10 protein-coding genes are annotated in these 12,524 nt (G+C 72.8%); 7 read left to right on the plus strand and 3 right to left on the minus strand.

The window, feature by feature from the left end:
* Positions 1–138: 138 nt before the first annotated feature.
* Together C1I97_RS42985 and C1I97_RS19015 are read left to right on the plus strand one after the other, a co-directional pair.
* On the plus strand, positions 139–531 hold the full coding sequence (locus tag C1I97_RS42985; RefSeq protein ID WP_441349128.1) for an SAM-dependent methyltransferase: 393 nt from the start codon (positions 139–141) through the stop codon (positions 529–531).
* Positions 532–587: 56 nt separating this feature from the next.
* Complete coding sequence (locus C1I97_RS19015; RefSeq protein WP_258382634.1) at positions 588–1,124, plus strand: hypothetical protein; 537 nt, start codon at positions 588–590, stop codon at positions 1,122–1,124.
* 28 nt (positions 1,125–1,152) lie between these two features.
* Here C1I97_RS19015 and C1I97_RS19020 read toward each other — a convergent pair whose 3' ends face one another.
* Complete coding sequence (locus C1I97_RS19020; protein WP_111004415.1) at positions 1,153–2,067, minus strand: DUF4231 domain-containing protein; 915 nt, start codon at positions 2,065–2,067, stop codon at positions 1,153–1,155.
* Between the two features lie 215 nt (positions 2,068–2,282).
* On the opposite strand from C1I97_RS19020, the gene C1I97_RS39980 reads away from it, so the two are divergent.
* From C1I97_RS39980 to fxsT, 5 genes are all read left to right on the plus strand, one after another.
* Positions 2,283–2,456 carry a hypothetical protein gene (locus tag C1I97_RS39980; protein ID WP_181446792.1) on the plus strand — a complete coding sequence of 58 codons (174 nt, stop codon included), beginning with the start codon at positions 2,283–2,285 and terminating at the stop codon, positions 2,454–2,456.
* A 187-nt stretch (positions 2,457–2,643) separates the two neighbouring features.
* Complete coding sequence (gene fxsBH / locus C1I97_RS19025; RefSeq protein ID WP_111004416.1) at positions 2,644–5,004, plus strand: radical SAM/SPASM protein FxsBH, inactivated beta-hydroxylase extension form; 2,361 nt, start codon at positions 2,644–2,646, stop codon at positions 5,002–5,004.
* Entirely contained in the window at positions 4,997–5,827 is an 831-nt protein-coding gene (locus tag C1I97_RS19030; RefSeq protein ID WP_441349129.1) for an AAC(3) family N-acetyltransferase, read from the plus strand. Before fxsBH ends, C1I97_RS19030 begins: the two co-directional genes overlap by 8 nt.
* 39 nt (positions 5,828–5,866) lie before the next feature.
* Positions 5,867–7,192, plus strand: coding sequence for a TIR-like protein FxsC (locus tag C1I97_RS19035; RefSeq protein ID WP_181446793.1), 1,326 nt, complete (start codon positions 5,867–5,869; stop codon positions 7,190–7,192).
* On the plus strand, positions 7,189–11,112 hold the full coding sequence (fxsT, locus tag C1I97_RS19040) for an FxSxx-COOH system tetratricopeptide repeat protein (protein WP_111004418.1): 3,924 nt from the start codon (positions 7,189–7,191) through the stop codon (positions 11,110–11,112). Before C1I97_RS19035 ends, fxsT begins: the two co-directional genes overlap by 4 nt.
* A gap of 6 nt (positions 11,113–11,118) precedes the next feature.
* Here the strand turns inward: fxsT and C1I97_RS19045 are convergent, their stop codons facing one another.
* Entirely contained in the window at positions 11,119–11,985 is an 867-nt protein-coding gene (locus tag C1I97_RS19045; RefSeq protein ID WP_111004419.1) for an alpha/beta fold hydrolase, read from the minus strand.
* Positions 11,986–12,096: 111 nt separating this feature from the next.
* Positions 12,097–12,524 (minus strand): CAP domain-containing protein (locus C1I97_RS19050; protein WP_146608243.1); only part of this gene is annotated, 428 nt, incomplete at its 5' end.

A 12,524-nucleotide genomic window follows, 5' to 3' on the forward strand; every position in this document is an offset into this window, starting at 1 on the left:
CCCGTGCACCCAGCCCCGGGGCGGGACGCGGTGACAGCCTCGAGGCGGGTCGGCTTCCCCGGGCGTCAGCCGTGTCGCCGGTGCAGCGTGGGCCGGTCTGCGCCTCAACAACCGATGACGGCAGGGGAATCCAGCGCTGTGAGCGAACGGCCGGCCGGCGGCATGGCGCCGATCGACTCTTCCGTGGCACACCCGGCCCGGGTCCACAACGCCTGGCTCGGAGGGGACGGACTCCCCTCCGGCAGCCACCTCGTCATCTCCCACCCGGCCTCGGACATCACCGCCGAGGAAGTCGCAAAGTCCGTGCGCCTCCACAACGAGCGGGCCGGCGAACACGCCGGTGCGACCCCGCGCCCGCACGAGCGGGTCACCCGTTTCTTCGAGGGCACCGAGCTGCTGGAGCCCGGGGTCGTCCAGCTCACCGAGTGGCACCCCGACGCCGACACCGCCGTGCCCGCTTCCGATGTGGTGCGGCGTCGGCCGCAAGCCCTGACACCTCCGGTGCGGCGGGGACTCGGCGGCAGGATTTAGGGTGGTTCCCGCCGACGGCGAGCGGGAGGGGACGTACCGTGACCGGAATCGGGCCCGTGGCAGGGGACGCAGCCCCCGGACCCGGTGCCGCCTGGCCCCTGGCCCGCCGCACCGGCGTCACCCGGATCGGCGTCACCGGGCACCGCTCGATCCCGGCCGCCCTGCTGCCCTCGGTGCGCTCCGGCATGCGCCGGCAGCTCAGCGGCGGCGGGAGCCTGGAGGCGCTCACCAGCCTCGCGGCCGGCGCCGACCAGCTCTTCGCCGACATCGCCCTGTCCGGCGGGATCCCGGTGACGGCCGTGATCCCCGGCATGGACTACGAGGCCCACCTGGGTGACGCCGCCGCCCGGGCCGCCTACCGCCGCCTCCTGGGGGTCTGCGCGGCCCGGGTCGAGCTGCCCGCCGAGGCGACGCACGAGGAGGCGTACTACGCGGCCGGCCGCTGGATCGTCGACCACGCCGACCGGCTGGTCGCGGTCTGGGACGGCCGTCCGGCCCGCGGCCTGGGCGGCACCGGGGACGTGGTGGCGTACGCACGGCGGACGGGTCTTCCGGTGACGGTGCTGTGGGAGCCGGGCGTACGGCGCGACTGACGCGGCGCCCGCTCCCGCTGATGCCCCGTCACCCACCGAACGCGCCCAGCCAGTCCGAGTGCTGCGGGGACACCAGCCGTTCCGCCTCGGCCACCGCCTCGGCCCAGCCGTCCTCGGTCACCGTGGTGGTCATCGCCACCCGCAGGGTGTCCAGGTCCTGCTCGACGAGCGAGTGCGCGTAGGTGAGCGGCCGGTGCCGCCGTACCTCCTGCCAGGCCACGCCCGCCGCCGCGGCCGCGCTGAACAGGCCGGTCAGGTCCCAGCCCCCGATCACGCCGGCGGCCCGCAGCACGGCCGCGGCCAGGGCGAGCAGGGTCAGCAGGGCCGTGACGGACGACCAGTGCATGGCCGCCCGGTGGGCCTGGGCGGCACGGCGCTTGTACCAGGCGTGCTGCTCCAGGAGCCGGTCGCGCAGATAGATGTCCCGGCGTACGTCGAAGGGTTTGGCCCGTACCGCCCGCATGGCCGGGGTGATCTGCCCCGTGCCCCGGGTCCCGGCCCCGTTGCGCGTGTCCTGCCAGCCGACCTTGCGCAACTCCCGCAGCCGCTCCTCCAGGCGCTCGGCGAACAGCGCGTCGGGGTGGGGCGCCCGGGAGTGGAAGGGACCGCCGTGCACCATGTACTGCCAGGCCAGGGACTTCGACAGTTCGGCGACGGCCCGGTGCGCCTGCCAGCGGGCGCGGGCGCGGCGCCGGGAGGTGTGCAGGCCCATGGCGATGCTCAGCGCGTACAGCACCGCGGCGAAGGCCGCGGGGACGTGGCTGTCGAGGCGTTCCGCCAGCATGGCGGCCGCGGTGCCGAGCAGCAGGACGACCAGCTGCGTACGGACGGCGCGGAAGGACTCACTCTGACGGGCGATCGCCCACTGATCACTTGCGCGGAACAGGGGCGGCAGGTCACGGTCGGTCAACGTCGTGCTGGGACCCGGAACAGCGGTGCTCATCGACCCCCCCGAAGTCGTCGCTCACCCCGAAGGTTCAGAGTATGGACGGAGGCGAACGGCCCGCAAGGCCATCCTGCGGGCCCGAGCCTGAGGTATCGTCCGCCTAAACCCGCGCTGTCCCTTTCTCGGTGGTCCGGCCAAGGACCACGGCACCGGACCTCTGGTCCTGTTGGGGCCGGGGACAAGCCGGTTCCCCGGAAGGAGACAACAGCACGATGAACGCACAGGTGATCGCCGAGAGTGGACCGGCCGCCGGTCCCGCGCCGCACCGACGGCTCACCCCGCTGGCGGCGATCGACCCCCGCGACGCCGCCAGGACGGCCGCCCGGGTCACGCAAGCCGCGGGCCGACGTCCCGCGAAGCCGGTCACGTTCAACTCCGCGCTCTGAACCCACACGAAGCGCTCCGGACTCACGCGACGCACGGCGGGCCGCGCCCGACACCACACCGGACGCGGCCCGCTCCTTCTCCCTCCACCCGTTGGCGTAACCCTTGTCGGTCAATCTCTGGTGACAGCAGGGAAATTGGCGGTAGGGTAGGGCGGTTGGGGTGGCTGTTCGCGATAGCCTCTCGCCCATGAGCGACCCCGCGGACATTCCACTCCAGCAACTCGTACTCAAGATCCACAGTCGTTGTGATCTGGCGTGCGACCACTGCTACGTCTACGAGCACGCGGACAGGAGCTGGAAGGCGCGGCCCGTCGTCATCGCCCACGAGACGGTCGCGCAGGTCGCGCGTCGGCTCGCGGACTACGCCCGGTTACGCCGACCGGAGTCGGTCACCGTGATCCTCCACGGAGGCGAACCCCTTCTCGCGGGACCTGCCCGGATCCGTGCCATCTGCGCCGAACTCAGTGCCACGGTGGGCGCGGTCGGCGCACTCGACCTGGGCATCCACACCAACGGCGTACAGCTGAGCAGACGTCACCTCGATGTGTTCAGGGAATTCGGCGTCCGCGTGGGAATCTCGCTCGACGGCGACCGCATTGCCAACGACCGGCACCGCCTCGACCGCCGTGGCCGCAGCAGCTACGACCGCGTCCTGCGCGCCGTCGGCCTGCTGCGCGAGCCCGAGTACCGCCACCTGTTCGGCGGACTGCTGTGCACGGTGGACGTGGCCAACGACCCCGTCGCCGTCCACGACGCGCTCACCGCGCTGGACCCGCCCCGGATCGACTACCTCCTGCCCCACTCCACCTGGGACAACCCGCCGCCTCGCGGCTCCTCCGGCTCCCCGGTCCCGTACGCCGACTGGCTGCTGGCGATCTTCGACCGCTGGCAGGAACAGGGCCGGAAGGTGCCGGTCAGGACCTTCGACTCGGTGCTGAGCACGCTGCGCGGCGGGCCCAGCCTGACCGAGGCCATGGGGCTCGCGCCGTCCGACCTGGCGGTCGTGGAGACGGACGGGACCTTCGAGCAGGCCGACTCCCTCAAGACCGCCTACGACGGCGCCCCCGCCACCGGATACGACGTCTTCCGCCATGGCTTCGAGGAGGTCTCCCGGCACCCCGGTGTACAGGCCCGCCGGCTCGGCATTCAGGGCGTCGCCGAGACGTGCCGGCGCTGCCCGGTCGTGGAGTCCTGCGGCGGCGGACTCTACGCGCACCGCTACAGCAGCGAGCGTATGTTCGACAATCCCTCGGTCTTCTGTGCCGACCTGCGCGCCCTCATCGAGGGCATCGCGGAGCGGATCACCGAACGCGCCCTGTCCCCAGGCGTCCGCGACGCCGGCGAGCTGCGGTTCGCCCGGCTCAGACAGGACCGCGACCTGCTCGTCCACGCGGCCGAACGGCTGGCCGGACAACCGGACTGGGACGAGGCCTGGCAGGCCCTGCTCCGGCTGGACGCCGCCGACGACACCGCCGCCCACCTCGAGAGGGTCCTGTCCCACAGCCACCTGCGCGCCTCGCTGCGGCACACCGCGCCCGACCTTGTCATCACCGCCCGCCTCGCCGCCACCGCGGTGGCCGTGGCCGTCCACGCCCGCGTGCCCCTGCGCCTGTCCTGGGCCCACCCCGATCCGGCACTGCACCTGCCGACGCTCGGCACGCTGACCCTGCCCGGCCCGGGGCGCGTCGAGGTCACGGTGCACGCCCGGGGATTCGCCGTCCGCATGTCCGACGGCACCGGTCTCGCGGTGAGCGACGATGAACACCCCTCCCGGTGGCGGTCGCTGACCTCCGTGGACGTGGGCGGCCCGGAGCCGCTGCTCATCGACGACGCCGACCCCTGGCGTGCCCGCTACGACGCCGCCGTCACCGATCCGCTGGACCCGCCGGCCCTGGCCGCGTTCGGGGAGCGGCTGCGCACCGCCCACCGGCTCCTGGCCGGGCGCGACCCCGGCGGGCCGGGCGACCTCAACGCCCCGCACGCCGACGTCGTCACCCCGCTCGCCGCCGGCGCCGGAGTACGGCTGGACACCGACCGGATCGGTGCCCCGGGAGTGGCCCTTGACGCCGAACCCACCGAGATCGCACGCGAGTTGCCACGTCTGGGCCGACGTGCCCGGCTGGCCGCTCTGCGGGAGACGACGGACCTGAACGTACCGGGCACCCGGGCCGGCCGCCTGCTCACCGAGGCCGTCGAGGCGCTCGGCGACGCCGCGTACCACGGCCCCGGAACGCGCGAGGCCGCCCGGGCGCTGGAGCGGGCGGGGCAGGCCCTGACAGAGCTGTCCGGTCCATCCGCGGACGACCTGACCGAGACCGGTGCCGTTCTGGTGGCCGAGGCGCGTGCGGAGTGGGCGGCGCGGACGGGCGACCGGCATGCCGGGGCCGGGGAACTCAGCGCATTTGCGGGGGAGTTGTACAGCGACCGCGCCGACGCTCCCGTAGCACCCGTCCCGCCCGGCGGTACCCTGACCGGGCCCGGTGCCGTCCTGGTGGCCGAGGCGCGCGCGGACGGGGCCGCCGTGCGGATGGGCGGCCGGTGTGTCTGAGGCCCGGGAACTCTGTACCACCCTCGGTGAGCTGGGCATTCGCCGCGGCGGTGTCCTCATGGTGCACGCCTCGCTCCGCGGGACCGGCACGGCCCCCGAGCGGGTGCGTGACGCGCTGCTCGCCGCGCTCGGTCCCGACGGCACTCTCGTCGCGCCCGCCTTCACCCCGGAGAACTCCGACACCTCCCGCGCCCACCAGGCCCTCATCGAGGGCCTGGACGAGCAGGAGGTGCGCGCGTTCAGGGAGGCGATGCCCCCCTTCGAGCCGCATGCCACGCCCTGCCCGACGATGGGCGCCCTCGCCGAGTGCGTACGGACCACGCCCGGTGCGGTGCGCAGCGCCCATCCGCAGACCTCGCTGGCCGGACTCGGGCCGCGGGCGGCCGAGTTGCTCGACGAGCACCATCCGCACTGCCACCTCGGAGAGCGCTCCCCGCTGGCCCGGCTGTACGGGGCGGACGCCCAGGTCCTGCTGCTGCGCGTGGGGTTCGAGGCGTGCAGCGCGTTCCATCTCGCCGAGTACCGGACGACCCCGCCCCCGCCCCGGCGCACCTACCGGTGCGTGACCGGAAACAGGGGCAACTGGATCTCGTACGAGGACGCGGCCCTGGACGACGGTGACTTCGCGGACGTCGGGCAGCGGCTGCCGAGTGATCTCCTCGTACGGCGGGAATGGTCGGGACGAGCGGTCGTGCTCTTCCGGATGCGGCCCGCCGTCGACGACGCAGTGAGTCAACTGTCCAGATGTCGCTCATCGATTGGCGTGAAACAAGCGGCCCGCACGGGGCGGTCGTCAGGCACATTGTTGACTCCGGTCGGGTGACCGCGCGGGCGCGGGTGTGACAGCGGGCAGGGGGGCGTGTTGGAGGTACCCGGAAGGGAACGGGGGAGGGCTCCGGACGACCAGCCCTATTTCTTCCTCAGCTATGCCCACACACCGCGCGTGGGGCCCGGTGGCGGCGATCCCGACCACTGGGTGCACGTGCTGTACCAGGACCTGTGCGACCACATCATGGCGCTCACCGACCTGCCCGCCGGTGCGTCCGTCGGCTTCATGGACCGGGAGATGAGCTCCGGCGACGGCTGGCCGCAGAAGCTCAGCGAGAACCTCGCCCGCTGCCGGGTGTTCGTACCGCTGCTCTCCCGGCGCTACTTCACCAGCGAGATGTGCGGCCGGGAGTGGTACGCGTTCCACGAGCGGCAGGTGCACGTCAAGGCCGTCGACGGCATGGAGGCCTCCGCCATCGTGCCCGCGCTGTGGACCCGCGTCGACTTCGCCCAACTGCCGGACTCCGTACGGCACCTGCACCTCGACCACGCCACCTTCGGCGAGCGGTACGCGACCAACGGCATCTACGGGCTGATCAAGCTCAGCCGGCTGCGGGACGAGTACGAGGAGACCGTGCTCACGCTCGCCCAGCGGATCGTCCAGGTCGCCGAGCAGACCTCGCTGCCGCCCAGCCGTCCCCGTGACTACGAGCACACGCCGAGCGCGTTCCGGCCGCGCGGCGAGGGACCCCGGCACATCCACCTGACGGTGGCCGCGCCCACCCGGGACACCATCCCGGAGCACCGGAACGCCGGCCCGTACGGCGACGACCCGCAGGACTGGAACCCGTACCACTCGGAGTCGACACGGCCGCTGCCCGTGCTCGCCCAGGAGCTGATCCGCTCGCTGGACTACCGGATCACCGTCTCCTCCTTCGACGACGAGGACATCCACGGCCCCGGGGAGGCCGACGCGGGCCAGGAGGGCAAGGCGGCGGGCCGCCCGGGCATCCTCCTGGTGGACCGCTGGGCGCTCACCGACCGCGAACGGCGGAGCCGGCTCGAGGCGTTCGACCGCACCTCGCTCCCCTGGGTCAGCGCCATCGTGCCGTGGAACCGCGCCGACCTGCAGTGCCACGGCGAGGAGGGCAGGCGGCTGACCGCCGAACTCGAACGCACCCTGCCGCTGATCCTGGAGCGCGGCAGACGCACCAACAGCCGGATCGCGGTCAACGGTGTGCCCACCCTGAAGGTCTTCACCGACGTGCTCCCGGCCGTCGTGGCGCACACCACCCGGCAGTACCTCAAGCACGCCGAGGCCCATCCACCGCCCGGCCCGCACGTACCCAGGCCCCGCCTGATGGGCCCCATCCAGCCGCCGGACCCGGCAGGCGGACCCGACACCGGAGGAGAAGCATGACGGCCGCGCGGGACGGACGCATCATCACCTTCTACTCGTACAAGGGCGGCACCGGGCGCACCATGGCCCTGGCCAACACGGCCTGGATCCTGGCCGCCAACGGAAAGCGCGTCCTGGCCGTCGACTGGGACCTCGAAGCCCCCGGCCTGCACCGTTTCTTCCACCCGTTCCTGGACCCCGAGGCGCTGGCGGCCACCTCGGGCGTCATCAACATCATCGAGGACTACGCCTGGGCCGCGACCACGGGCACCCCCGAGCGCCCCGACGACTGGCACCTGCCCTACGCGCAGGTCGAACAGCACGCCCTCTCCATCCGCCCCGAACGCTTCGACCTGCGCTTCCCGGACGGCGGTTCGCTGGACTTCCTCTCCGCGGGCCGCCAGGACCGGGCGTACTCGACGAGGGTGACCTCCTTCGAGTGGGACAACTTCTACGAGCGCCTGGGCGGCGGGAAGTTCCTCAACGCGCTGCGCGCCGACATGAAGACGACGTACGACTACGTCCTGATCGACAGTCGCACCGGTCTGTCGGACAACGCGGACATCTGCACCATGCAGATGCCGGACGTGCTGGTGGACTGCTTCACGCTGAGCGACCAGGCGCTGGAGGGCGCCGCGGCGGTGGCCCGCAGCATCGAGGAGGGCTACTGGCCGCGCCGCATCCGGGTGCTGCCGGTGCCGATGCGCATCGACGAGGGCGAGAAGGAGAAGGTCGACGCGGGACGGGCGCTGGCCCGGATGCGGTTCGAGGGACTGCCCAAGGGGATCGACGGCCAGGCGCTGACCCCCCAGGAGCTCAGCGCCTACTGGGGCAACGTGGAGATCCCCTACCGGCCGTACTACGCCTACGAGGAGACCCTCGCCACCGTCGGCGACGAGAGCGGCATCGCCAACTCGCTGCTGTCCGCCTTCGAACGGCTGACCGCCGTCATCTCCGACCGCGAGGTCACCTCGCTGCCGCCGATTCCCGAGGCGGTGCGGCTGCGCTGCCGCGACGCCTACCTCAGGCGCCGGCCGCCGACCAGTGCGGCCGCCTTCCTGGTGACGTACGCCGCGGAGAACCGGACGTGGGCCGACTGGGTCAGGTACCTGCTCAGGCGGGCCGGCTGCGAGGTCACCCTGCACGACATCTCCGCCGGCCCGGCCGGCCCGGCCGACCCGGCCGCCCGCACCCTGGTGCTGCTGTCGAAGGCCTTCGAGAAGACCCGCTACGCCGACTCCGTCTGGCGGGCCCTCACCGATCCCTCCGCGAACGCCGCCCGGCCCCCGGTGGTCGCGCTGCGGGTCGACGAGGTGCAGCAGCTCCCGGAGTCGTTCGTCGACCTGCACCGGCTCGACGAGGCGCAGTGCGTGGCCGCCCTGCTGCGCGCCCTGGAACTGCCCCTGCTGCCGGTCGAGTCCGCGCCCATGGCCCCCCGCTTCCCCGGCAACACGCCGGCGATCTGGAACGCGCCGCAGCGCAACACCACCTTCACCGGGCGCAACATGATCCTGGAACGCGTCCGCGACCAGCTCGGCGGCACCTCCGGACCGCCGCAGCCACAGGCGCTGTTCGGGCTCGGCGGAGTGGGCAAGACCCAGCTCGCCACCGAGTACGTGCACCGCTTCATGGCCGACTACGACCTGGTGTGGTGGACGTCCGCCGAGCACGTCGACGACGTCGTCGCCTCACTCGCCGAACTCGGCGCCCTGATCGGCGCGCCCGGCGGCGAGGACATCACGCTGGCCTGCCAGGAGGCCGTGCACCGGCTGTCGCGCGGGCTGCCGAGCAAACGCTGGATCCTGGTCTTCGACAACGCCGACGACCCGGCCCAGCTGGCACGTTACTTCCCCAAGGGCGGCGGCGGCCACATCCTCGTCACCTCCCGCAACCAGACCTGGTCGCAGCACGGCGCGTCCGAGCAGATCGACGTCTTCCTGCGCGAGGAGAGCATCGAGCACCTGACCCGGCGCACCGACGGGGGACTGGCCGCCGAGGACGCCGCCCGGGTGGCGGAGGCCGTCGGCGACCTGCCGCTGGCGGTCGAGCAGGCGGCGGCATGGCTCGCGGAGACCGCCACCCCGATCGAGGACTACCTGCGGCAACTGGCCCGGCAGACCACCGAGGTGCTCGCCCTCAACCAGCCCTCCGACTACCCGAAGACCGTCGCCGCCACCTGGAACGTGTCGATCGCCCGGATGGAGAAACGCTCACGGGCCGCGGTCCGGCTGCTCCAGCTGTGCGCCTTCCTCGCCCCCGAGCCCATCTCCGCGCAGCTGCTCTACAGCAAGGAGATGATCGAAGCGCTCAAACCCTACGACCCCGCGCTCCAGGAGAGTCTGCTGCTCGGCCGGATCATCCGCGAGATCGGCAGGTTCGCGCTCGCCAAGGTCGACCAGAAGACCAACAGCATCCAGGTGCACCGCCTGGTCCAGGCCGTGATCCGTTCCCAGATGACGGAGGAGGAGCAGCGCGAGACCCGGCACGTGGTGCACACCGTCCTGGCCGGCGCCCGGCCCGACGGCGACGAACCCATCGACGACCCCGACACCTGGCCCCGGTTCGCCATCATCTGGCCGCACCTGGTCGCCTCCGACGCCCGCAGCTGCCACGCGGCCGAGACCCGCCGGCTGCTCATCGACCGGGTCCGCTACCAGTGGAAGCGCGGCGACTTCCCCGCCGCCAAACGGCTTGCCGAGGACCTGCTCGAGCACTGGAGGCCGGTGCTCGGCGAGGACGACGTGCAGTACCTCTACCTGCGCTGCCAGCTCGCCAACGTACTGCGCTCCCAGGGGCGTTACGTGGAGGCCCGGACCATCGACGAGGAACTGCTCGAGCGGCAGAGCCGCGTGCTCAGCCCCTCGCACCCGCACACGTACGTCACCATGTCCTCGCTCGCCAGCGACCTCGCGGCGCTCGGCGAGTACCGGAGGGCGGTGGAGCTCGCCGAGCAGGCGTACAACGGATTCAGCCAGATCTTCCACGAGTCCCACCGGCGTACCCTCAGCGCGGCCAACAACCTCGCCCTCGCGCTGCGCATGGTCGGCAAGTACGGCGAGGCCCGCAGGATCGACCAGGACACCCTGGACCGGCGCATGGACGTCCTGGGGCCCGACCACCCCTACACGCTGGCCTCCGCGGAGAGCCTGGGCCGCGACCTGAGGGAGGTGGGCCGGTACGCGGAGTCGGTGACGATGCTGTCGCGGGCCTACGACGCCCACAAACGCATCCTGGGCAAGGAGTTCCCCGGCACGCTGCGCTGCGCCAAGTCGCTGGCGGTGTCGTTGCGCCGGAACGGCCAGTTCGAGGACGGCCACCGGCTGACGACGGCCACCCGGGCCCAGTACCGGGCGCAGTACGAGGCGCCGACGCCGGACTCGCTGGCCTGCGACCTGAACATGGCGGCCGACCTGTTCGCGGCGGACGAGCGGGAGGCCGCGCGCGAGGTGGCCCTGGAGGCGCTCGCCGAGTACGTGAAGGTGCCGGGCGAGGCCCACCCCTACACCCAGGCCACGCTGAACAACCTCGGCATCTTCCACTGGGGCTGCGGCGACCTGGAGGAGGCCGAGGCGGTGTTCCTCAAGGTGCTGTCGCGCATGACGGAGGTGCTCGGCGAGGAGCACCCGCACACCCTGTTCGCCAGTGTGAACTACGCCAACGTCCTGTTCTCCCAGGGCCGGCTGGACGAGACCCGGGTCCGCGAGGAACGGGCGCTGACCGCGCTGCGCGTCGTCCTGGGCGACCACCACCCCGAGAGCCTGGCCGTGGCCGCCAACCACTCGCTCACGCTGCGGGCGCTGGGCCGCGAGGCCGAGGGGCGGCTGCTGCGGGACGAGGCGCTGACGGAGCTGCGGCGGCTGCTCGGCGAGGACAACGGCATCACCCGGCTGGCCACCCGGGAGCAGCGCATCTACCGGGACCTGGAGCCGCTGGCGGTGTGAGGGGGGTCAGTCGGCGAGCAGCCAGTTCAGCACCTCCGGCAGCGCGCGCAGGGCGGCGAAGTGGGCCGCGCCGGCCTCCAGGACGGCCGTGGCGCGCGGGATGCGGTCGGCGAGCCAGGCCGAGTGCGAGGCCGGGGAGAAGACGTCCTGCGCGCCGTGCCACAGCAGCACGGGCACCCGGATCCGGGCCGGATCGAAACCCCACGGCCCGGTGAGGGCCAGCGCGTCGTCGATCCAGCCGTAGGGGGACGTGCGCAGTGCCTCGCGGTAGTTGCGCAGCAGCATCGAGCGGACGGTGTTGTCGGAGACGATCAGCCGGTCGTCGGCGGTGAGGACGCCGCGCAGCTCCTCCAGCAGCCGGGCGGGGTCGTCGCGGATGCGCGCGGAGCGCGGGATGATCCCGGCCGCGAACCGCTCCGGATCGGTGAACGCCGTACGGAACTCGGTGACGTTGGACGGCGCCATGCCCGCGAACCAGTCCAGGCCCTCCGCGTTGCGCGGCGCGAGGCCCACCAGCGCGGCGGCCCTGGTCACCCGGTCGGGCAGCAGCGCGGCACAGGCCAGGGCGTGCGGGGCGCCGGCGGAGCGGCCGGCCACCGCGAACCGGTCCAGCTCCAGGGCGTCGGCGACGACGGCCACGTCCTGGACGACGTCCGCCACCCGGCGGCCCAGCCGGCGGTCCGAGCCGCCGTAGCCGGGCCGGTCGTAGCTGATCAGGCGGGCGCCGCGCTGGTACAGGAACATGGACCGGGGCCTGGGACCCACCCGGCTGCCCGGCATGCCGTGCAGGAGGAACACCGGGCGTCCGTGCGGATCCCCCGAGACCTCGACCCGTAATCGCCGCCCGTCCGCCGTCCGCACATGGTCAGGCACCGCCGCGCACCCCCCTTCCCGGACCCTTGGACCGGGACCACGCTGTCGGAACCCTGCCCGCCGGCCGCCGTGCCGAAACGACGGCACCGGCCGGGCCGCGCCGCCGCTCGGCTACCGGGAGGCGCCGAAGTCCTGGGTCCAGTAGCTGCCGGGCTGGGCGAGACCGACGCCGATCTCCTTGAACGAGCAGTTGAGGATGTTGGCCTTGTGGCCGGAGCTGGACATCCAGCCGGCCATCACCTGCTCCGGAGTGCTGTAGCCGTAGGCGACGTTCTCGCCGTAGGTGCGCCAGGTGTAGCCGGCGCGGGTGATCCGGTCGCCCGGGGAGGAGCCGTCGGACCCGGTGTGCGACATGTTCCGGTGGGCCGCCATGTCCTCGCTGTGCGCCTGTGCGGCCTTGGTCAGCGTCGCGTTCACCGTCAGGGGCGAGCAGCCGGCCTTGGCCCGCTCGGAGTTGACGAGCTCCACGACGCGTGCGGTGGTACCGGACGCCGTGGCGGTGGGCGCCGGCGTGCTCGGCGACGCGGGGGCGGCGGAGG

The sequence above is a fragment of the Streptomyces sp. NTH33 genome, from assembly GCF_003236365.1.
In the GTDB taxonomy this organism is placed as follows: domain Bacteria; phylum Actinomycetota; class Actinomycetes; order Streptomycetales; family Streptomycetaceae; genus Streptomyces.

Bases quoted from the DNA above. Each gene is read 5' to 3' on its own strand.
- C1I97_RS19020 (WP_111004415.1), bottom strand. From the start codon at position 2,067: ATGAGCACCGCTGTTCCGGGTCCCAGCACGACGTTGACCGACCGTGAC.
- fxsT (WP_111004418.1), top strand. From the start codon at position 7,189: ATGACGGCCGCGCGGGACGGACGCATCATCACCTTCTACTCGTACAAG.
- fxsBH (WP_111004416.1), top strand. From the start codon at position 2,644: ATGAGCGACCCCGCGGACATTCCACTCCAGCAACTCGTACTCAAGATC.
- C1I97_RS39980 (WP_181446792.1), top strand. From the start codon at position 2,283: ATGAACGCACAGGTGATCGCCGAGAGTGGACCGGCCGCCGGTCCCGCG.